The organism is Ensifer sp. Root127 (assembly GCF_001425225.1).
In the GTDB taxonomy this organism is placed as follows: Bacteria; Pseudomonadota; Alphaproteobacteria; order Rhizobiales; family Rhizobiaceae; genus Ensifer; species Ensifer canadensis.
This window is the reverse complement of record NZ_LMDX01000012.1, coordinates 448,876-470,569: the sequence shown is the minus strand read 5'-3', so window position 1 is coordinate 470,569 and position 21,694 is coordinate 448,876. Positions and strand designations below refer to the sequence as shown.

At 62.1% G+C, this 21,694-nt stretch carries 21 protein-coding genes; 12 read left to right on the top strand and 9 right to left on the bottom strand.

The genetic code is table 11. The features are described 5' to 3' along the window. Positions 1-24: 24 nt before the first annotated feature. Positions 25-3,420 carry a DUF3971 domain-containing protein gene (locus ASD03_RS16820; RefSeq protein WP_057214332.1) on the bottom strand — a complete coding sequence of 1,132 codons (3,396 nt, stop codon included), beginning with the start codon at positions 3,418-3,420 and terminating at the stop codon, positions 25-27. A gap of 320 nt (positions 3,421-3,740) precedes the next feature. On the opposite strand from ASD03_RS16820, the gene ASD03_RS16815 reads away from it, so the two are divergent. The 5 genes from ASD03_RS16815 (at position 3,741) to ASD03_RS16795 (ending at position 8,634) form a co-directional block, all read left to right on the top strand. Next, positions 3,741-4,208: a peroxiredoxin gene (locus ASD03_RS16815; protein WP_025427128.1), complete on the top strand. Its 468-nt coding sequence runs from the start codon at positions 3,741-3,743 to the stop codon at positions 4,206-4,208. Between the two features lie 20 nt (positions 4,209-4,228). Beyond that, positions 4,229-5,098 (top strand): ferritin-like domain-containing protein, encoded by an 870-nt coding sequence (locus ASD03_RS16810; RefSeq protein WP_057208648.1) that lies wholly within the window; start codon positions 4,229-4,231, stop codon positions 5,096-5,098. A 48-nt stretch (positions 5,099-5,146) separates the two neighbouring features. Continuing rightward, the gene (locus ASD03_RS16805; protein ID WP_025427130.1) at positions 5,147-6,478 is read left to right on the top strand and encodes a M23 family metallopeptidase; all 1,332 of its coding nucleotides are present in this window, start codon (positions 5,147-5,149) and stop codon (positions 6,476-6,478) included. Positions 6,479-6,676: 198 nt separating this feature from the next. After that, on the top strand, positions 6,677-8,188 hold the full coding sequence (locus tag ASD03_RS16800; RefSeq protein ID WP_025427131.1) for a DEAD/DEAH box helicase: 1,512 nt from the start codon (positions 6,677-6,679) through the stop codon (positions 8,186-8,188). An 8-nt stretch (positions 8,189-8,196) separates the two neighbouring features. Next, on the top strand, positions 8,197-8,634 hold the full coding sequence (locus ASD03_RS16795) for an NUDIX domain-containing protein (protein WP_025427132.1): 438 nt from the start codon (positions 8,197-8,199) through the stop codon (positions 8,632-8,634). A 15-nt stretch (positions 8,635-8,649) separates the two neighbouring features. Here the strand turns inward: ASD03_RS16795 and ASD03_RS16790 are convergent, their stop codons facing one another. From ASD03_RS16790 to ASD03_RS16760, 7 genes are all read right to left on the bottom strand, one after another. Continuing rightward, on the bottom strand, positions 8,650-8,967 hold the full coding sequence (locus tag ASD03_RS16790; protein WP_025427133.1) for a TfoX/Sxy family protein: 318 nt from the start codon (positions 8,965-8,967) through the stop codon (positions 8,650-8,652). A 4-nt stretch (positions 8,968-8,971) separates the two neighbouring features. Then, a complete protein-coding gene (locus ASD03_RS16785) occupies positions 8,972-10,588 on the bottom strand; it encodes an NTP transferase domain-containing protein (protein ID WP_025427134.1) in 1,617 nt (538 codons plus the stop codon). Next, entirely contained in the window at positions 10,585-11,292 is a 708-nt protein-coding gene (locus tag ASD03_RS16780; protein WP_025427135.1) for an XdhC family protein, read from the bottom strand. The genes ASD03_RS16785 and ASD03_RS16780 overlap by 4 nt, the downstream gene beginning before the upstream one ends. Positions 11,293-11,295: 3 nt before the next feature. Then, positions 11,296-11,628: an XdhC family protein gene (locus tag ASD03_RS16775; protein ID WP_025427136.1), complete on the bottom strand. Its 333-nt coding sequence runs from the start codon at positions 11,626-11,628 to the stop codon at positions 11,296-11,298. A 1-nt stretch (position 11,629) separates the two neighbouring features. Next, entirely contained in the window at positions 11,630-12,907 is a 1,278-nt protein-coding gene (locus tag ASD03_RS16770; RefSeq protein ID WP_057214329.1) for a VWA domain-containing protein, read from the bottom strand. 2 nt (positions 12,908-12,909) lie between these two features. Next, complete coding sequence (locus ASD03_RS16765; protein ID WP_025427138.1) at positions 12,910-13,839, bottom strand: MoxR family ATPase; 930 nt, start codon at positions 13,837-13,839, stop codon at positions 12,910-12,912. A 122-nt stretch (positions 13,840-13,961) separates the two neighbouring features. After that, positions 13,962-14,411, bottom strand: a complete 450-nt coding sequence (locus ASD03_RS16760; RefSeq protein ID WP_081788855.1) for a flavin reductase family protein — start codon at positions 14,409-14,411, stop codon at positions 13,962-13,964. 339 nt (positions 14,412-14,750) lie between these two features. On the opposite strand from ASD03_RS16760, the gene ASD03_RS16755 reads away from it, so the two are divergent. From ASD03_RS16755 to ASD03_RS16725, 7 genes are all read left to right on the top strand, one after another. Then, positions 14,751-15,839 (top strand): branched-chain amino acid ABC transporter substrate-binding protein, encoded by a 1,089-nt coding sequence (locus ASD03_RS16755; RefSeq protein ID WP_025427140.1) that lies wholly within the window; start codon positions 14,751-14,753, stop codon positions 15,837-15,839. Next, positions 15,836-16,843, top strand: coding sequence for a P1 family peptidase (locus ASD03_RS16750; protein ID WP_025427141.1), 1,008 nt, complete (start codon positions 15,836-15,838; stop codon positions 16,841-16,843). The genes ASD03_RS16755 and ASD03_RS16750 overlap by 4 nt, the downstream gene beginning before the upstream one ends. Positions 16,844-16,919: 76 nt before the next feature. Continuing rightward, complete coding sequence (gene rpe / locus ASD03_RS16745) at positions 16,920-17,594, top strand: ribulose-phosphate 3-epimerase (protein ID WP_025427142.1); 675 nt, start codon at positions 16,920-16,922, stop codon at positions 17,592-17,594. Continuing rightward, positions 17,594-18,337 (top strand): DUF2259 domain-containing protein, encoded by a 744-nt coding sequence (locus tag ASD03_RS16740; protein ID WP_025427143.1) that lies wholly within the window; start codon positions 17,594-17,596, stop codon positions 18,335-18,337. Before rpe ends, ASD03_RS16740 begins: the two co-directional genes overlap by 1 nt. Continuing rightward, positions 18,334-18,888: a hypothetical protein gene (locus ASD03_RS16735; RefSeq protein WP_051509166.1), complete on the top strand. Its 555-nt coding sequence runs from the start codon at positions 18,334-18,336 to the stop codon at positions 18,886-18,888. The genes ASD03_RS16740 and ASD03_RS16735 overlap by 4 nt, the downstream gene beginning before the upstream one ends. 69 nt (positions 18,889-18,957) lie before the next feature. Beyond that, the gene (gene purB / locus ASD03_RS16730) at positions 18,958-20,259 is read left to right on the top strand and encodes an adenylosuccinate lyase (protein ID WP_025427145.1); all 1,302 of its coding nucleotides are present in this window, start codon (positions 18,958-18,960) and stop codon (positions 20,257-20,259) included. Between the two features lie 229 nt (positions 20,260-20,488). Then, positions 20,489-20,794, top strand: coding sequence for a PilZ domain-containing protein (locus ASD03_RS16725; protein WP_025427146.1), 306 nt, complete (start codon positions 20,489-20,491; stop codon positions 20,792-20,794). A gap of 58 nt (positions 20,795-20,852) precedes the next feature. Here ASD03_RS16725 and ASD03_RS16720 read toward each other — a convergent pair whose 3' ends face one another. Next, positions 20,853-21,671: a DUF2189 domain-containing protein gene (locus ASD03_RS16720; protein ID WP_057208670.1), complete on the bottom strand. Its 819-nt coding sequence runs from the start codon at positions 21,669-21,671 to the stop codon at positions 20,853-20,855. Positions 21,672-21,694 lie beyond the last annotated feature (23 nt).

Sequence of the window (21,694 nt, the reverse complement as noted above, 5' to 3'; positions counted from 1 at the left end):
AGGCCGGCCATTGTGCCGGCCTTATTATTGAAACTCGAAGATGCTGCGGAAGACGCCGGGCGCGATGATCGAAAGCGGGTTGATCGTCAGCTTCGGCTGGTTGAATGGGCCATTGAGTTTGAAGGTGATACCGAGCAGGCCACGGTCGCGGCCATTGCCGAGCAAGACGCCGATCAACGGCAGTTCGCCAAAAATTCGGTTCAAACCGTAGGCGGGCATGAAGGTACCCGTCATATCCATGATGCCGTTGCCGTCACGCACTGTTCCCTGGAAAGTCGCGCCGACATCGGTTCCCCTGAGGACGCCGCCATCGACCCGAATGGCGCTGCGGTCGAGGGCAAGCTGGGCAAAACCGCGCTCGAATCGCGCCGTGCTGACATCGATGTCGCGCTTTACCGCCTGGTTGAGGCTCCGTCCGTCCTGTCCAGCCGGCGTCGACACCATCGACTGCAGCCGTTGCTCGCCGACCAGCTGGAACTTGCGGATGTCGACCGAGCCGCGCCATGACCGGCCGCCACGATCACGCAACTTCATGTTCAACAGACCACCGCGCATGTTGCTATAGATGTCGGCGAACCGAGCAAGCGAGCCGGCGTCGCCGGTGGTCAGTTCAAGAATGTTGTCGGCACCGGATTTGGCGAGCCGCGCCACTACTGCCTGGCCGCTTCCGGTGACTGCCGACAGATTGATGTCTTCGATCTGTTGGCCACGCTCCGAATAGACCAGGTTCACATTCGAAAGCACTTCGCCGTTGAAGCCGGCGACGCGACCGAGCTGACCCTGGATGGTGATGTCGTCACCGGCGCCACCGTCGCCGTTCGAGCCGCTCTTCATCTGGGCAAGGATCGGACGAATGTCTGCCGCGGCACCGCTCAGCGTCACGACATGGATGCCTTTGCGGCGATCGATGGCAACGTTGAAATCGTCGCCCTGCGCCAGACGGACATTGCTGAGCTTTGCATTAACGATGCCGGCGCCATCGACCTGCAGATTACCGCGTGCGCCGAAACCGTCACCGGCGATTGCAAAGTCCTTGATGGTTGTAACGCTGTCGTTGATGTCGGATGTGAAGCGCACCTCGGCTGGTATGCCTGCACCTTTGTTCCAGCCGATCCAGGGAAGCGAGAGCCTGGCCTTGGTCAGATCGACGGTAACGTGCTGAACATCAGCCTCGTCGATCACCAGATCGACGTCCATCGGCCCGAAGATGATCTTCGACAGGCCGGGGGTCAGCTTCTCCCGGGCTGCCGCATCGAGTGTGCCGCTGATTTCGCGTTTGCGTTTGACCTTCGATTTGCTGTCGACCGGTTCGGTGAGCGCGATCTTGACCTTTGCGCCTTCAACAACCGCATCGGCATCGAGAACCGCTTGCTCGTTGTCGACCCGGAACGTGCCGGAAAGATTGGAGACGCCGCGTCCGGCGATCGGGCGCGTGACGGTGACGTCCTCAAGCTGCATCTCCACTTGCCAGAGCGGCGGTGGCGGGTGCTGGTCGGTGACAAGGCCAAACCGCGCTCCGACCTGTGCGGTTAGCGGGCCGGTAAAGTCGCCTGGGACAAACGGTGTCTTTTGCAGCGCCTGAATCGGCTTGTAGGTGACGAGCTCGGCGATCGCGTCTGCCTCGCCGCCAACTTCGATCTTCATTTCCGCGATCAACGGCTTGGTGTAGACATCGGGAATGATGAAATCGCCGCCATTGAGCGCGACGGACCGGCCGGAGGGAAAAAAGGCCGCCCCCTGCTTTACGCCCACTTCCATGCGCTGGCCGCTCAGCTTGAACGTGCCCGATGTGTCGCGCAACGGCGGTATCTCACCAGCAATGTTGATCCGCGTTTCGTCGATGTTGAACGTGATGTTCAGTTCTTTCTCGTCGAGCTTCAGCTCGCCTTCGTTCTGGGCGATCCGCCCCTCTGCCACCGAAACCTCGATGCGCGCATCAGTGACCGTGCCGCCGAAGAGATTGCGGATCGCCCAGCGGCGCGCGCCCTTGGCGATCCACCAGGGCCAAAGCTGCTTGACGGCCGTCGGTTGCATCTGGTCGCTGACGGCGGCAAAGCTGACCTGCGGCGAAGTCTTGCCGAAGGCGACCGAAAGCGAACCGAACATCGAGCCGAGCGGGCTGGAAACGGCGAGCTGATCGAAGATCAGGCGGTGGCGCGCATCCGAGGTGAAGCGGCCGCTTGCCTTCGCATCGAAGATCAAGGGACGTTCGGTAATGTCCTCCGGCGCGGAACTTGCATTCCTGAACAAAAGATCGATGGCAAAACCCTGATCGGTTGCGCCTGCTGTTCTGTCGAGGTCTTTCACTGCACCAGTAAACGGGAAGATCGAGCGACCGATATTGACCGTCGACGGCAGCACCTCGACGGCAGCCCGCTCAAAGTCATAGGCGATATCCATCTGGGAGGGATTGATCGTCGAAACCAGCCCACCGGCGTGGAATGCACCTTCCGACGTCCTGACGGCCACGCGAAGGTCGGGCTTGGCGCCTTCGGCGGCGCGTGTCGCCGTGAGGGTCAGCCCCGCGGTCGCATCGATGCCGAAGGCGGCCTCCTTGCCGAAGGGGCCGTGATAGAAGAAGGGCTTCAGCGGAATGTTCGAGATTGCCGCTTCGAAGCCGGACATATGACCCTTTGCACCAAGAGCGTTGGCGCTGAGATCGACATCGACTCCATCGACGGTCACGCTGCCTTTGACGTGCATGGAGCCATCGGCATCACGATTGAACTCCAGCTCCTTGGCATCGACCGGCACGACACGGTTACGTGCACCGGCGACTGTGAACGAAAAGTTGGAAAGCAACACCGTCTGGTCGCCACGCCCTGCCGCCATCTTCGACATGCGGTCGACATGGGCAAAAAGCTGCTCCAGTGCGTCGCCGACATCGGCGATCTTGATCTTCGTCAGATCGACCGGCTCGCCGCGTGGCAGGAGGCCGGTGTCGAAGTCGCCACCTTCGGCTTCAAGACGTGAAACCGAAATCCTGCCCGTCAACAGCGCCAGAGGGTCGAGGGCAATGGATATCGAACTCAACTTTGCGACAGGTTGGCCGGACGTGGCTTCGCTCAGCGCCACTTCCCGCGCCTTGAGCGCCAGCGCGCCGTTCGAGGTCATGCGAACGACGGTGCTACCGACCTCAGCGCGATAGGCGCCGCCGAGTGCCGCGTTCAGCGCCGTGCGGGCGCGCGCGTTCAGTGTGCTGTCGATCGCCCCGCTCTCGACGACGGCGATGAGGCTGGCCGCAGTGATGAAGGCGAGCAGTAAGCCGCAAAGGGCAATCTTGCTGAGAAAGCGCAAGAGCCCGCGTTTGTGCGGGGCATGCACGATGACGGGTTCGTGTGCCTGCGCCGAGGGCAACGCATGCAACGCGACGATGTCTTTCTTGCGAAAGCCGACTTTTTCGCCGCGGATCTCACTCATCGGCGCGGACGCCCTCCAGTTCATACGGGAAAGCCCGCCTCTCCCGTCGACGCATCATGCGGCAGCGGGTCGACGGATCATTGCCGTCACGTAGACCACATCTGGCCGGACGGTGTCATCACGTCTGGCCGACCATGCTGTGGAAAGCATTCACACATCCGTGGGTTTCGTGTGCGCGAATGCCGGGCAAAGGGTCCTATCGACGCAACCCGTCCGGAACCTGTCAAATCTAGCACAAATCCGCTGGACTGCGGTCGCCGATTCTCGATATGCCCTAGCCGGCGATTGTTCACAAAACTTGGCGCAAGGAAGGTTTATTCATGGCAAGCCTCACCCCCGGAGATCTCGCTCCCGACTTCACGCTTCCCCGTGACGGCGGCGGCACGATTTCGCTTTCTGCCTTGCGCGGGCGTCCGGTCGTCTTGTTCTTCTACCCCAAGGACGACACGAAAAGTTGCACCTTGGAAGCGATTTCCTTCACCGAACTCGCCTCCGAGTTTGCCGCTGCAGGCGTTGAGTTGATCGGGCTCTCGCCCGATTCGGTGAAACGTCACGATCGCTTTGCGAAGAAATATGATCTGGCAGTCACGCTTGCTGCCGACGAGGAAAGATCCGTCGTCAACGCCTATGGTCTATGGGTGGAAAAGAGCCTCTACGGGCGCAAATATATGGGCGTCGAACGCACCACCTTCCTGATTGCCGCCGACGGCCGGATTGCGCGCGTTTGGGAGAAGGTCAAGGTCAATGGCCACGCCAATGAAGTGCTCGAGGCCGCCAAGGCGCTCTAAGTCAAAACGACGAGGCCGCAATGAAGACGCTTCCCAACTTTCACAGTCTACGCGGCGCTGCCGTTGAGGCGATCAGTGCTGCCGACCTGACCGTCAAGACGGAACTGGCCCAGGAAGCGGCACGGCGCTGGCAGCGCCGTGCGCTGTCGCTGCGTTCGCCGCTGGATCGCCCCGTTCCTCTGCGTCCGGGTCGGCCGGAAAGGCCTGTTCTGACGCCACCCACGCAGGTGAAGAAGCGCTCGCTCGGCTCGCTCAAGGGCCGGATCGCGCTCTTGCATTCGATCGCCCATATCGAACTCAACGCCGTCGATCTCGCGCTCGATATCGTCGCCCGCTTTGCGTCCGAATCGGTGCCGAATTCGTTTTTCGACGGCTGGATGAAGGTTGCATTCGAGGAGGCCAAGCATTTCCGCATGGTTCGGCAGCGCCTGAACGACCTTGGCGCCGACTATGGCGACCTGCCCGCGCATGACGGGCTCTGGCAGGCGGCGCACGACACCCGCAACGATCTGACCGCCAGGCTGGCCGTCGTCCCGCTTATCCTCGAGGCGCGCGGGCTCGACGTGACGCCGGCGCTGCAGGCGCGCATGCGCGAGACCGGAGACTTCGAGACTGCCGCGGTACTCGACGTCATCTACGAAGACGAGAAAGGCCATGTGGCCGTCGGTGCCAAATGGTTTCGTTTCCTGTGCGCGCGGGAGCGGAAAGATCCGGCAGCGACTTTCCAGCAGCTCGTTCGCGCCAATTTTCGAGGTCCCCTCAAGGCGCCATTCAACGATATCGCCCGCGCCGAAGCCGGGTTGACGCCATCGTTCTATCGCTCGATGACGGCTTCCACAACCTCTCGTAGCGCGAGCACTCAACCAAATATTAACCCTAACGAAGTGTAATGCCCGTCAAGCAATGCGAGACAATTCGCACATGGCGGGAGCGGTGGAGTGTCTGAACGTTCGGCAAATCGCACCTTCGGAAATCGCGCGCAGAATCACGTCCTGATCCTGGCGAGCGGCGACAAGGTTCGTCACATGACCGTGCGTCCTTGGATGGCGGCCCTTGCCGTTTCTGCAGCCGGTGTGTTCAGCATCGGTTACCTCGCCGCCACATCCTACCTTGTTCTTCGCGACGACCTCATCGGTGGCACGATCGCCCGCCAAGCGCGCATGCAGCACGAATACGAAGATCGAATCACCGCGTTGCGAGCGCAGGTCGATCGCGTTACGAGCCGGCAGTTACTCGATCAACAGGTGGTCGAAGAGAAAGTCGAAAAGCTGCTTCAGCAGCAGCAGGCGCTTTCTTCTCGAAACGGCAAACTCGGCGCGCTGATCGAACGGGCTGAAAATTCTGGTCTGTCGACCGATTTCACCCAACCTGCACCGGTCGAACCCCTCGCCTACGAAGAACGTGCCGATGCCACGGGCGGTGTGCAGGCAATCGAAAAACTGATGGGGCTGAGCGGCACACAGGGTGCCGCGCCCGCCCGAGTTGCGGCCCTCGCCTATGCCCGGCCTGCCACGGTTGAAAGCACCTCCGATCGCGCCGATCGGCTTTTTTCGAAAGTGACGCTCTCGCTGAAGGATGTTGAGCGCGACCAGATGTTGCGGCTTGAGCAACTGACCGACGGAGCCGCCAAAACGTCCGAGGCGATCCGCAAGATCGTCGGTCGCACAGGTGTTGCCCTACCAGAAAATGACGTCGCCGAATTGCCGCCCTCAGATGAAACCACCGGTTCCATAGATAGCGCGATCGGCGGACCTTTCGTAGAGCCCGTCAATGACGACGGCTTCGGTCGATCGCTTGCCGCGCTTGACTCGGCGCTTGTCGAGCTCGAGCGGACGCGCGCACAGGTCCGGGAGTTGCCATTCGGCAACCCGTCGCCCGCAAGTGATATCACCAGCGACTTCGGCAACAGGCTCGATCCCTTTCTCGGGCGGTTGGCGCTGCATGCGGGCATAGACTTTCGCGCCACCGTCGGCACCCGCATCCGCGCGACGGCTCCGGGCACCGTGACGACTGCCGGGCTGACGGGTGGCTATGGAAACATGGTCGAGATCGATCATGGCAATGGCGTTTCCAGTCGCTATGCCCATCTCTCGACGGTGCTCGTCAAGGTCGGCGACCGGATCAAGGCCGGTGATGTCGTTGCCAAGTCCGGCAACACCGGTCGTTCGACAGGCCCGCACCTGCACTATGAGGTCAGGCTGAACGGTCAGGCAGTCGACCCCATGCGGTTTCTCAACGCCAGTAGCAAGCTCGCGAGCTACATGAAATGAGCATCATGCCGACCCGCTCGGCCCGTGCTACTTGACAAGAAACGCAACAGATTCGTTGCCATCAACCTTTTCCAGCTTCAACGTGCTGGATTTCTTGACTTTCGACGGCATTCGGCTTAAGAGCCCGGCCACGCGGTGGTGTGTTTTCCACCGATCGAGCAGTGTTCTTCCCGAACCGGAACGGAAACAGATTTCCCTTTGACCAATTTTGCTGACCTTGGCCTTAGCCAAAAAGTTCTCTCCGCAGTTACCGATGCGGGCTACACAATCCCGACCCCGATCCAGGCTGGTGCCATTCCCCCGGCACTGCAGCGCCGTGATATCCTCGGCATCGCGCAGACGGGAACAGGCAAGACGGCATCCTTCGTGTTGCCGATGCTGACCCTGCTCGAAAAGGGTCGTGCACGTGCGCGCATGCCGCGCACGCTGATTCTGGAGCCGACGCGCGAACTGGCGGCCCAGGTTGCAGAGAACTTCGACAAGTACGGCAAGAACCACAAGCTCAACATCGCACTTCTGATCGGCGGCGTCTCGTTCGACGAACAGGACCGCAAGCTGGAGCGCGGCGCCGATGTGCTGATCTGCACGCCCGGCCGCCTGCTCGACCATTTCGAGCGTGGCAAGCTTTTGATGAGCGGCGTCGAAATCCTGGTCATCGACGAAGCTGACCGCATGCTCGACATGGGCTTCATTCCTGATATCGAGCGCATCGCCAAGATGATCCCGTTCACGCGCCAGACGCTGTTCTTCTCGGCAACCATGCCGCCGGAGATCCAGAAGCTTGCCGACCGCTTCCTGCAGAACCCGGAACGGGTCGAAGTTGCCCGTCCGGCATCGACGGCACAGACGGTGACGCAGCGCTTCGTCGCGACGCACGCGAAGGATTACGAGAAGCGCGCCGTGCTGCGCGATCTGATCCGCGCCCAGGACGAGCTGAAGAACGCCATCATCTTTTGCAATCGCAAGAAGGATGTCGCCGACCTCTTCCGGTCGCTCGAGCGTCATGGCTTCTCGGTTGGTGCTCTGCATGGCGACATGGACCAGCGCTCGCGCATGGCCATGCTTGCCGGCTTCAAGGACAACAACATCACATTGCTGGTCGCATCCGATGTTGCTGCCCGCGGCCTCGACATCCCCGATGTCAGCCATGTCTTCAATTTCGACGTGCCGATCCATGCGGAAGACTATGTTCACCGCATCGGCCGTACCGGCCGTGCTGGCCGCTCCGGCGCGTCCTTCACGCTGGTGACCAAGCGCGACACGAAGTTCTCCGACGCCATCGAGAAGCTGATCGGCCAGAAGGTCGAGTGGCTGAACGGTGATCTGTCGAACCTTCCCGAGCCGATGGAAAGCCACGACACCGGTCGCCGTGAACGCGGTCGTGACGGTCGCAGGGACCGTAATAAAAAAGATGGGGACCGGGCGCCACGTGGCCGTTCCGATCACAAAACCGATACGGTTCGTGCCGATAGTGAGGCCGAAATTGAAGCAGTCGTGGAAAGGGTAGAATCGGTGAAACCGGCACGCAACGCAGAGACGAAGCAGAGCAACGGCCACCGTCCGGAACGTCCGGTCCGCGCGGCAAACCCTGCCAATGACGACAACCGCGATCGCCGCAGCCGCCACCGTCGCGATCACGACGACGGCCCGACACCTGTCGGTTTCGGCGACGAAATCCCCGCATTCATGCTGATCGCCGGCAAGGCCTGATCCTATCAATGGGTCGGCCAGGCATCGACTTTCCGGGCTTCGGTTGCGGACTAGCGATCATGCGCGATGGCAAGCTGTTGTTGTGCAAGCGTTTGAAGGCGCCCGAGGCCGGCCACTGGAATATCGTGGGCGGCAAGGTCGATCACATGGAGCGCAGCGAGCTTGCTGCGCGCCGTGAGGCGGAAGAGGAAAGCGGCCTGTCTATCCGCTCGACCCGCTTTCTCTGCCTCAGCGAACAACTGATCGAAGCAGATCGTCAGCACTGGATCTCGATGATCTACGTGACCGACGACTTTTCGGGCGAACCGCAACTGACCGAACCGGACAAGCTTTCCGACATCGGCTGGTACGATCTCGATGCCCTGCCCCAGCCGCTTTCGCGGTTTGCCGCCGACGCCGTCCGTGCCATTCGCGTGCAGACGAAGGCGCTGGTTGACGCCAATTAAACTCCGTCGTCGATTCTATTTTTTGGCCCGCAGCGACGCCTCATAGGCAAGCCTGACCCACCGCGCCATTTCGTCCGGATCGTCGTACGCTTCTTCCGGGATGCTCCAATAGGGCATCTTCACCGTTTTCCCCTTGCCGTCATAGGCCCATTGTCTGGATCCGGCCGCTTCGAAGGTCGGGCCTGTCCTGTCGTCGCCCTTCAGCAATATTTCGCCATCGACTTCAAGCGCGAAGATGATGCCTTCGAAATAGACGCCCTTGCCGCCGAACATGCGTTTGATGGTCACGGCCCCAAGCGTTTCGAACATCTCTTCGATTGCCGCATTGTCCATGCTGTCACTCCTCCAATATGCCGCCGGCAGCGATGATCTGCTCCGGTGTGTCGAGGTCGAGACGCGCAGCTGCTCCAAGCTCGACGTCGACCACCGACAGTCCACATCTCTCGACGATATGCCTTGCGCCGACATCGCCAACCAGCTGGCTGATGGCAGCAAATGTCTGGCGCGGCAGGATAACCGGGTTGCCGCGCTGGCCATCGGCCGTTGCTCGAATCACTGCCCGCCCGCCTTCAGCGGTAAATGTATCGACGAGCCGGCGCAGATCGCCTGCCGTTATCCCGGGCATGTCGGCGAGCATCACCAGCATGCCGCCCGCTCCTTGATCGAGTGCCGAAAGCCCTGATGTCAGCGACGATGCCATACCGGACATGTAATCGGGATTGGAAACGAGCGTCACCGGCAAATCGCCGAGTGCCGCGCGGATTTCGGCCTCCCGATGGCCGGTGACAACGATCACCCGGCCGATATCGGCTGCAAGCGCGCTGACGACGGTGCGACGGATGAGCGGGACGCCATCGAAGGTCGCGAGCAGCTTGTGGCCGCCCTCCGGCCCCATGCGGCTTGCACGACCCGCTGCCAGCACGACGGTTTCCACCGGGCCCAGAGCTTTGGAGGCAACGGGCTCTCGCGGCTGCGGGCGGGTGGGTATCTCCTTCAGCAGGCCGCCGACGCCGAGCCCGGTAATGTCATGCGGGCTTGGCCATTCGCCGGCGAGGATGCGATCAAGCACCCAATCGAAGCCGTTTTCACGCGGGCTCCGCGCACAGCCGGGCGCTCCGACCACCGGCACCGTGCCGACGCGGCCGAGCACGATGAGATTGCCGGGATCAACAGGCATCCCGACATGGTCGACAGTGCCGCCCGCACGGCGGATGGCGGCCGGAATGACATCATCCGAATCGGCAACCGCCGACGCGCCGAAGACAACGATGAGGTCGTGGTCGGCCTTCAAATCGCCGATGGCTGCAGCCACGGCGTCTTCCGTATGGGCGACGCGCCGCTCGGTCGTTAGCCGGCTTGCGGATTGCCGCAGCCGCGCAGCCAGCACGGCATGGGTCTTATCCATGACCTGGCGTTTCAGCGATGGCAACTCGGTTGCTATTAGTGCCGCGTCGCGCGGGGCGAAGGGTTTGACCTCGAAGGTTGTGTGTTGGCGTAGCAGCGTTTCCGCCTTCGCCACGAGCGAGCCTGCCACTGCAAGCGGGATGATCTTGATCGTCGCCACCATGTCGCCGGGCTGCACCGGCACATGGTCCGCAAGGCAGGCGAGCGTGATGGCCGGGTCGATGCGGTTCAACTCGTCGACGGTCCCGCGGGTGGCGACGAACAGTCCGTGTACGCGGGAATAGATGTTTACGCGGCCGGTTGCCGCTGCCGAGAACCGCAGATGGTCGGGCGCGATCGCCGCAGCGATCCGGGCCGCCGCTTCATCCTCCAGCAGATCACCCCGATCCGGCTGGGCGACGATAACTTCGTCGGTGCCCGCCTGAACCAATGCAGCAATATCGGCTGAGGTCAGGACGTGCCCCTTCGGCAATCGAAGATTGCCAATCTTGACCGCGTGCGCAAGCACGGTGCCTTCGGCCGCTGAAACACTGAGGCTCCCAAATCTCATCGATGTTCCTCGCTGCCGGACATGATGTCCCGGCGCCTGAGCGCTTCGATGATTTCGGCAAGGATAGCAACGGCGATCTCCGCTGGGCTCGCCGCGCCGATGTCAAGGCCGATTGGCGCCCTGATCCGCGCGATCGCATCGTCGGTGAGCCCCAGGCGACGCAGGCGTTCGGCGCGGCCTGCATGGGTCTTTCTGCTGCCAAGCGCACCGACATAGAAACAGCCGGCACTAAGGGCCGCCCGGATCGGTTCGTCATCGATCTTCGGATCATGCGTGAGGGCGACCATGGCCGTGAACTGATCAAGCGGCCGGACGTTGAGAACATCTTCGGGCCACTCCGCTATCAGCTCTACGCCAGCAAAGCGCTCGGCCGTCGCAAAGGCCGTGCGTGGATCGATGATAGTAAGGTCGAAGCCTGCTATGGGCGCCATGCGCGCGAGCGCCTGGGAGATATGGACGGCGCCGACAACCAGGATGCGCGGTGGCGGCAGGTAGACATTGAGGAAAAAGGACCGCTCACCTACGACGATCATTCCGGGCTTGCCGGAGCGAAGTGCTGCCGACATCGCCTCGGTCCATTCGGCCGGACAGCGCTCGCCTTCGACGCAGAGCACGCTTTGGCCGGTCTCGAGATCGCTGAAGACGACAGCCGCTTGCCGCCCCGTCCGGGCTGCATTCAATGCCTGAAGGGTTGTGAGGTCCATGGCTCAGCCGTCAACCCGCTCGACAAGCACCCGGATCCGGCCGCCACAGGAAAGACCGACACGCCATGCCGTCTCGTCGGCAACGCCGAATTCCAGGATCCTCGGATTTCCCGTCTCAAGAATATCAGCGGCTTCGCTGATGACAGCACCTTCGACGCATCCGCCGGAAACGGAACCTTCGAAATTGCCGGCACCGTCAATCACCAGATGACTGCCGACCGGCCGCGGCGCAGACCCCCAGGTTTCGATCACCGTTGCGATCGCCACCCGGCGGCCCTCGCCGACCCAGGCCTCGGCGACTGCGAGCGGATCGAGGACGTCAGCTGATATCTGCATTTTACTTGCCTCCCAGCACGGCGCGATGCTCGCTCATGAACCGTCGAGGGTCGGCCTCTCCGGACCTTTGACCCGACAGCGATCTGACTAGCTCGCCCACGGACTCAAGATTGTGCACGGCACGGAATTCGTCAACATGCGGCAGCATCGCCTTGACGCCGCGCGCCCGCGCCTCGAAGCCGTCGAACCGCAACAGCGGATTAAGCCAGATCAACCGACGGCAGGATCGATGCAGACGATCGATCTCCTGCTCAAGCTCTGTCGTATCGTCCCGCTCGAGCCCGTCAGTAATCAAGAGCACGATGGCGCCCTGCCCCAGGACGCGCCGCGACCAGCGTCGGTTGAACTCATGCAAAGTTTCGCCGATGCGCGTGCCACCCGACCAGTCCTTGACCGCGGATAGGCATTCGTCGAGCGCGACATCCGGGTCGCGGTTTCGCATCGGTCGAGAAACATTGGTCAGCCGCGTGCCGAAGAGGAAGGTGTGAACGCGCTGGCGCTTTTCGCTCAAGGCATGGAGAAAGTGTAGAAAGATGCGGGTGTATTGGCTCATCGAGCCGGAAATATCGGCAAGCACGACCAGCGGCGGATGAACGAGACGCCGTTCGCGAAAGCGCGGCAAGATCAGTTCGCCGCCGAAGCGCATCGCATCGCGCATCGTCGCGCGCGGATCGATCCGGATCTGCCGCGCCGAAGGCCGGTATCGACGCGTACGCACCCGATCGAGTGGCAGCACCAAAGCCGATAGCGCCCGCCTCGCTTCGGTGATCTCGGCAGCCGTCATCTGGGCGAAATCGGCTTTGCGGAACAGCTCCTGGCCCGAGACCGTATAGCGCGCATCGACCTCGATCTCGGGTTCGTCACGTGGCGGCCGGGTGTCATCGTGGCCGGACATCAGTGCGTCGCTAACGCGCGTCTCGCCGGCCCGTCGGCGCTGGCGCTCGCTCTCGCGTTGCGGCGCGAGCGGAGACATCATCGCAATCATTTTCTCGACGAGGCCGCGCGAGCGCCAGAACAGGCGAAAAGCCTCTTCGAACACGGGCTGATCCTCGTGGCGCTTGACGAAGATGCACTGAAGGGCGGCGTAGAACTCCTCGCGGGCGCCGATGCCGATCAGGGCCACCGCGCCGATGGCGTCGGCCACCGCCCCGGGTCCGATCTTTATCCCGGCGCGTCGCAGGGCGCGGGCAAAGTACACGATGTTGTCAGCCAGCCTTCCATCGCCGGGCAGGATCGGCGGGAGAATGGCACCATCAGGCGGATGTTCTCCCGGCTCCATCGTCAACCAGCCGCCAGCAGTTCGGCCTTGACCTCGGCGAGCAGCCTGCGCCCCTCGGCTCCGTCGATCCTGGCGATGTCGTCCTGGTATTTGAGCAAGGTGCCGAGCGTATCGGCGATCGTTTCGGGGTCGAGCGCGAGCCGGTCGAGCTCGGTCAGGGCCGTTGCCCAGTCGATCGTTTCGGCGACACCCGGGTTCTTGAAGAGATCGATGGTGCGAAGCCGCTGCACATAGGCGATGATTTCGCGCGACAGGGCGGCGTTGCAGCCCGGAACCTTGCGGCGGATGATTTCGAGTTCCTGTGTTGCCTTCGGATAGTCGACCCAATGATAGAGGCAGCGCCGCTTCAAGGCGTCGTGGATCTCGCGCGTGCGATTGGTGGTGATGATGACGATAGGCGGCTCAATGGCACGGATGGTGCCGAGTTCAGGAATCGTGACCTGGAAATCCGAGAGGACTTCGAGCAGGAACGCTTCGAAGGCTTCATCCGTGCGATCGAGTTCGTCGATCAGGAACACCGGCGCCCGCCCGTTCTCAGCGGAAATCGCCTGAAGTACCGGGCGTCGAATGAGAAATCGTTCGGAGAAGATGTCGCTTTCGACCCTGCGTCGGTCGACCGCTCCGGCCGCTTCCGACAACCGGATCTCCAGCATCTGCGCAGGGTAGTTCCACTCATAGACGGCAGAGGCGACGTCGAGCCCCTCGTAGCACTGCAGGCGGATCAAGGGCCGATCGAGGGCACGAGCCAGCACCTTGGCAATCTCGGTCTTGCCGACACCGGCCTCGCCCTCGAGAAAGAGCGGGCGTTTCATCCGCAACGCGAGAAACAGCACGGTCGCAAGCGCCGTGCCGGCGAGATAATCCTGTGCCTCCAGCATCGCCATCGTTTCATCGATGGATTGGGGCAATACGCCTGTCGCCGGTGCCGTCATGCATCCTCCGCCACGGCCAGTTTCAGTTGTAAGCTATTTCGGTTGAAGTAATGCCTTTATATCAGTAAGTTGCAGGCGTTTTCTCAATCAAGCGCAGAGAGTGAATTACGCCTCGTGAAAACCTACAGCGAGTGATATCCGCGGTCTACATAAATGAGCGGCGGGCGCGGCGGGCCAAGCGCGACGTCCACGACCTCGCCGAACAGCACCAGATGCGTCGCAATGGTCTTGACCTCGATCAGCCGGCAATCGAACGCGGCCGTCGCATTGACGAGGATCGGCGAACCGGTTGCCAGCTGCCTCCATTGGCCAAGCGCAAAGCGACGATCCATGTCGAGCTGGTCACGGCCGGAAAAGGCGTGGGCGAGCGCACGGTGTTCGTCACCGAGCAGGTTCAGCGCAAAGCTGTCGCCGCGCACGAAGATGTCGTTGCGCGGGTTGGCGCCGTTCAGGCAAACGAGAACGGTCGGCGGACTGTCGGAAACCGAGCAGGAAGCAGTGACCGTGACGCCGCGGCGCTCGCCGCCATTGGCAGCGGTGATGAGCTGCACGTGGCCGGCCAGGCGGCTCATGGCGTCGCGATAACTTATCGGGTCCAGTCGGGTTCTCTCCAACACATCTCTCTCCGGGCGAGGTCAGGCACATATAGACGCTGGCGTAAATTATGAAACCCGCCGGCTGGAGATTCTTTCAGATCCGCGACATGGCCATGGCGCGGATCGGATGCCCGTTGTTTCCACTCGCATCTTTTCCTTTGACGCCGGTGGCCACATCCTTAAAACATGCGGCCACTACAGCGCTGCGGGTGATTGAGTTCATGCCAAGGATTGCGGTAGCATTTTTGGACTCGCTGCATAATCTTTCCTTGAAACCAATCCGAGCTTGGGAATTATGCAGTAGCGGGGAATTGCATGCTTCGATCGATCGTTTTGAGCCTCATCGTAGCGGGAATGGCGCAAGCCGCACCTGCCGCCGCTGCCGGCGTCAAGGTCGCGGTCGTTGCCCCCGTTGAAGGGCCATTTGCCCTTCTCGGCAAACAGATCATCGATGGCGCCTCTTTCCAGGCCGGCGATCGCGGCAGCGAAATCGTCGTCATCCCGGAAACATGCGACGCGGCCGGTGCAGAAGCGCTGACCAAGGCGCTTGTGGCAGCAGCTGCAGAGGCGGCCATCGGCTTCCTCTGCGTCGAGAGCCTCGACGCGACACTGCCCGCCCTCGCCGAGGCCAATATACCGGCGGTGACGTTGAGCGTACGGTCCGACATCCTGATGGAAGACGTACTCAAGAAGCATTGGCCGCTGTTCCGCCTGGCGCCGAGTGGCAAGGCCGAATCGGCAGCCGTCGTTGCTGCGATCACCGCGCGTTGGAAGGACAAGCCGATCGCCTTGATCGACGACGGCACGATCCATAGCCGCGAACTGGTCGAGAGCGTGCGCGCAGCGCTCGGCGAAATCGGATTGACCCCGGTCTTTACCGACACTTATCGCCCCGCCCAGGAGCAGCAGATCAATCTCGTACGACGGCTCGTCAAGAGCGGCTCCACCCACGTTTTCACCGGCGGCGACCGGCAGGATACTGCCGTGATCGCGCGCGACGCGCAGGAGGAAGGCGCGAACCTCACCTTGCTCGGCGGTGACACGCTGAATGCAGCCGACGTTGCCGTGCCGCTCACCGACGGTGTCCTGGCGCTGACGTTGCCCGATGCGGCGCGGTCGCCCGAAGGCAAGCCCATAGCCGAGGCCATGCGTGCCGCCGGCATCGAGCCCGATGGCTATGTGCTCCAGGCATTCGGCGCCATGTCTGTTCTCGAGCAGGCCAAGGATCAGGCTGAGAAGGATGAAAAGCCGTTGACGGAGGCGCTGCTCAAAGGCCCATACCAGACGGTTCTTGGGCCGATTGCTTTCAATGCGGGGCATGAACGCGCCGGCAACCCCTATCGCTTGATGCAATGGCAGAGCGGCCGCTTCGTGCCGGTTGCCGACGCCGCCGGAGTGCAATGATGCTGCCTGGTCCACGCAACCTTATCACCGACGTCGCCGGCCTTTCTGTCGGCAATGCCGAAGATCATCGCTTGAAATCGGGCGTGACCGCCATCGTCTGCGATCCACCGGCAACGGCCGCCGTCCAGGTGCTCGGCGGCGCGCCCGGCACGCGCGAAACGGATCTTCTCGAACCGCACAACACCGTGCAGACAGTCGATGGTATCATTCTGTCCGGCGGGTCAGCGTTTGGGCTGGATGCCGCCTCCGGGGCGCAGGCGGCGCTGAGGGAAATGGGACGTGGGTTTGTGATCGGCCCGCACCGTGTGCCGATCGTCCCGACCGCCATCCTGTTCGACCTGATCAATGGCGGCGACAAGGATTGGGGGCAGTTTCCGCCCTACCGCGAACTTGGGTATGAGGCTGTACAAAAGGCTGACGCTGATTTTGCCACCGGCTCGGTCGGCGCCGGCACTGGCGCCTTGACCGCGACCTTCAAGGGTGGCCTTGGCTCCGCCTCAATCGTGCTGCCGAACGGCATTACCGTCGGCGCGCTCGTGGCCGTCAATGCTTTGGGTTCTGCGACTGTCGGCAGCACCCGGCACTTCTGGGCCGCCCCTCACGAGAAACAGGACGAGTTCGGTGGGCTCGGCCTTCCCCACCCCATGCCGGCGAATGCATCCGAGGTCCGCACGAAAATGGGCGCAAATTTGTCGGCCGCCGCCAACACCACGATTGCGGTCATCGCCACAGATGCGGTGTTGACCAAGGCCGAGGCCAAGCGCCTGGCGATCGCCGCGCATGATGGCTTCTCGCGGGCAATATGGCCGGCGCACACGCCGCTCGACGGCGACCTCATTTTCGCCCTTGCCACCGGCGCAAGCGGCCGGACGCTGGAGCTCGCAGACTTCCTCGATCTGGGTGCTGCCGCCGCCGCGACGATGGCGCGCGCGATCGCCCGCGGCGTCCACGACGCCACACCTGCCGAAAACGATCCCTTGCCGTCATGGTCGAGCCGCGGCTAAGGCGCGATTAGCACCAGCGCATGTTGTTTGCGCGGCTGCGGAGTGCTATTGCGCGGGAAACAGCCGGAGCCTTCTCATGACCCATCCCATCCGCATTGCCCCGTCGATCCTGGCGGCCGATTTCTCGAAGCTCGGACAGGAAGTCCGCGATGTCGTCGATGCCGGCGCGGATTGGATCCATCTCGATGTCATGGACGGCCATTTCGTCCCGAACATCACGTTTGGGCCCGACGTGATCAAGTCGCTGCGCCCCTACACCGAAGCGACCTTCGACTGCCATCTGATGATCTCGCCCGCCGACGGCTTTCTCGAAGCCTTCGCAAAGGCCGGCTGCGATATCCTGACGGTTCACGCCGAAGCCGGGCCGCACCTGCACCGCTCGCTGCAGACTGTCCGGTCGCTCGGCAAGAAGGCCGGCGTCTCGCTCAACCCGGCAACACCCGAAAGCGCCATCGAATATGTGCTCGACACCGTCGATCTGGTGCTGGTGATGACGGTCAACCCGGGCTTCGGCGGCCAGAAGTTCATCGACGCGACCGCGGAAAAGATCCGCCGGATCAAGGCGATGATCGGCGACCGGCCGATCGAGATCGAAGTCGACGGCGGCATTGCGCCTGAAACGGCGGCGATTGCAGCCGGCGCCGGCGCAAACGTGCTGGTCGCCGGTTCGGCGATCTTCAAGGGTGGTTGGGTCGATGCCTATCGCTCCGCCATCCAGGCGATCCGAGCGCCTGCCGAACAGGCCCGCTGATGATCTCGCGCCCGGCAGCGCCAGGGCTCCTCCTCCTGGCGGTGACATTTGTCGCCTCGCAGGCATCGGCGGGTGACTATGCCGCATTCCAGCCGATCGGCTTTTCCTCCGATGGATATGTCTTTGCGTTCGAGGAATACGGTGTCCAGGACGGCTCGGGTTTTCCCTATTCCACGATCTACGTCATCGATACCCGCAACGACACTTTTCTGCCGGGTGCGCCGGTGCGCGCAGTCGGTCGCGAAGATGGCGCCCCCCTGCACCGGATGAGACATGAGGCGCATCGGCGCGCCGCTCCGCTGATCGACGCCTACAGGCTTGCCGAGGCGCCGGGATTGCTGGCGGCCTACAATCCGATTACCGAAGCCAATGCAACGCCATTGGCCCTCACTTACGATGCCTTTGCCGCCGACGATGCCTTCCGCCAGACCTACGGCCTGACGCTCGAAGAAAAGAGCTTCGAACCAGGTGGGCTCTGCAAGGACTTCCTGAAGGAGGTCAAAGGCTTCCGCCTGTCGATGACGATGAAGGCGGGCAAGCCTGCAAGCGACGTGCTGCAGGACGATACCCGTGTGCCGGAAAGCCGCCGTTGCCCGACGGGCTATCGCATCGGCGGTGCGGTAACGCACATGAATGACGACGGCACGCAAACCCACGTTGTGATGGTGCTCGTCAAATCGCTCGGGTTCGAGGGCACGACTGACGGACGATGGATTGCGGTTCCGACGCGGATCGCAAAATGAACGAAACGGGCGCCGGGGCGGAAGTGAAATCAGCATATGCTTCCGCGCCCTCCCTCAAGCGCTCGCGATTCCTGCGGGCGTTTCCGTCCGCGGCGGAACTTGTCTTCGGCACGCCAGCCTGGGGGCTGGTGATGGTCGCTTCCGCCTGGGTCGCGCTCTGGCTGCGCGAGGGCGCCCTGACCTTCCACCTGGTGGAACTGCTGGTGATGTATGGTCTGGGCGGCATGCTGGCCTGGCCAGCTGCCCTGTTCCTCGCACGGTTTTCTACGCTTGGCCGCCCTGCCGAGACGCGGTTTGCGGCCTATCTGCTCTGCCTTTCGCTCGGCACGATCGCCGTGACGGCAATGCTCTTCGCACTCGACTATCGCGTCTTTTACGCCCGCTGGCATGCCAATACCGGTACCCGGACCTGGTTCTACCAGTTCGCCTTTACCTCGCTTGTCGCCTTCTACCAGTTCCTTGTGCTGGGCGTTCGGCTCTATCTTCCGGTTGGCGGCGCCGCACTTCTGGCCGCCAGCCTGTGGCTTGCAGGTTCGCGAGGCCGTCAATAACGTTGAGCTTGTCGGGCATCTTTGCTAGAGGCACAGCCATCCTCCACTGATGACGAAAGCTGAGAGCCCATGATCCCCCGTTATTCCCGACCGGAAATGGTGGCCATCTGGTCGCCGGAAACCAAGTTCCGCATCTGGTTCGAGATCGAGGCCCATGCCTGCGATGCGCTGGCCGAAATCGGCGTGATCCCGAAGGATGCCGCAAAGACGATCTGGGAAAAAGGCGGCGCCGCCAAATTCGACGTCGACCGGATCGACGAAATCGAGGCCGTCACCAAGCATGACGTCATCGCGTTCCTGACGCATCTGGCAGAGTTCGTCGGCCCCGACAGCCGCTTCATCCACCAGGGCATGACATCCTCCGACGTGCTCGACACCTGCTTCAACGTACAGCTCGTGCGCGCAACCGACCTTTTGCTTGCTGATATCGACAAGCTGCTCGAAGCACTGAAGCGCCGCGCCTTTGAGCACAAGGATACGGTGACGATCGGCCGCTCGCACGGCATTCATGCCGAACCGACGACCTTCGGCGTCAAGCTGGCGCTTGCCTATGCCGAGTTCGATCGCTGCAAGCAGCGCCTTATCGCGGCCCGTGAAGAAGTCGCGACCTGCGCCATCTCCGGCGCCGTCGGCACCTTCGCCAATATCGACCCGCGCGTCGAGGAACACGTCGCCAAGGCGCTTGGCCTGAAGCCGGAGCCGGTTTCCACCCAGGTCATTCCGCGCGACCGCCATGCGATGTATTTCGCCACTCTTGGCGTCGTCGCCTCGTCGATCGAGCGGCTGGCAACCGAAATCCGCCACCTACAGCGCACCGAAGTCCTGGAAGCGGAAGAATACTTCTCGCCGGGACAGAAGGGCTCGTCGGCCATGCCGCACAAGCGCAACCCGGTGCTGACGGAGAACCTCACGGGTCTTGCCCGCATGGTTCGCGCCTTCGCCATTCCGGCGATGGAGAACGTAGCCCTCTGGCACGAGCGCGATATCTCGCATTCCTCGGTCGAGCGCATGATCGGCCCTGATGCGACGGTGACGCTCGACTTCGCGCTTGCCCGCCTGACCAACGTGATCGACAAGTTGCTCGTCTATCCCGACAACATGACCAAGAACATGAACAAGTTCCGCGGTCTCGTTCACTCGCAGCGTGTCCTGCTCGCTCTGACGCAGGCCGGTGTTTCGCGTGAGGACGCCTATCGCCTCGTTCAGCGCAATGCGATGAAGGTCTGGGAAGAGGGCAAGGACTTCCTTGAGGAGTTGCTTGCCGACACGGAGGTTCGCGCGGCCCTGTCGGAAGCCGACATCCGCGAAAAGTTCGATCTCGGCTACCACACCAAGCACGTCGACACGATTTTCGGCCGGGTCTTTGGCTGACGCCGCCGCGCAAAAGTGCGTAGCGCTTTTGCGATAACGACATGCGCAAGCAATAAGGGCCGGGCGCGATAGCCGCCCGGTTCGTGTCAGAGCGAAGCACGTTTCTGTGGTATTGCGCTATTATGCCCGCATTTGATGCAGTTTGCTCGAATGCGGGCATTTTTGTTAGCGAGGAATTCAATCTTTGCGTGAGATGATCGAGGCTGATCAATTCAGATCGAGGGTTCACATGGCCTACAAGGACAGTGTTCAGCGCACGGCAGCGCGCACGCAGACGAAGATTACCGGAACGGTGACCTGCAAGACGGGTGCGAGCAACGGCATCGTTACGGATCTTTCCGCAGAAGGCATCTGCTTTCAGCTCTATTTCGACATCAATGCACGCACCGGACAGGAAGTGACGATCCGCAGCGAAGAACTCGGATTTCTGACCGGCATGGTCCGCTGGTATCGCGGTGACAAGATCGGCATCAAGCTCAATCTTTCGTCCAACACCGCCGCCCAGATTTCGTCCTACTACAAATTTTTCAAGTAGGTCGGACGATCCTCACAGGAGGAAGCGGCCAGCCTCCGGGAGGCTGGCCGTTTTGTCGTTATCGCATACGGCTGCTGCGAGCACCGGGCTCAACCATCTTGCGATACATGTGCCATGTCGCGTGACCGAGGATCGGCATGATGACGGCAAGGCCGACGAAGACCGGGATCGACCCGATCAGCAGGCCGGCCGCAACGATCAGCCCCCAGAAGGCAACCGGGATGGGATTGACGAGAGTTGCGCGTATCGAGGTTTCGACGGCAGCCACAGCACCGACGTCACGATCGATCAGCAACGGGAACGACACTACGCTGATCGACAGCACGATCGCGGCGAAGACGAACCCGACGGCGTTGCCGACCAGGATCAGGTTCCAGCCCTGCTCCGTGTTGACGATGCCGTTCCAGAAGGCGGCGATCGATGCCGGCGGTTCGGCGCCGAAGATCCTGATATAGAGCGCCTGTGCCACCAGGAGCCAGGCAATGAAGATGACGAATAGCATCGCTGCGACAGCCACGATCGAGGGCAGTGCCGGAGATCGATGCAGGCGGAAGGCGTGAGGCCAGGACGTGTCCATGCCAAGTTCGCGGCGCCTGCTGATTTCATAGAGTCCGATGGCGGCGACCGGCCCGATAAGGGCAAAGCCGGACGCGAGCGGATAGAGCAGCGGCAGCATGTTGGCGCCCGCGCTCCACGTCATGAGCACGGCACCGGCGATGGGGTAGATCAAGCAGAGAAAAACATAGTGAGACGGCTTTTCGCGAAAGTCGTTGAACCCGAGGCGCAACGCGTCCATCACGTCAGCCAGGCCGATCTTTTTTATTCCGGGATGGGCGACGCTGGCGTCCGGTCCCGACAGAACATGGAATGTTGTCATGGCTCACACTCCTCAACCACTAC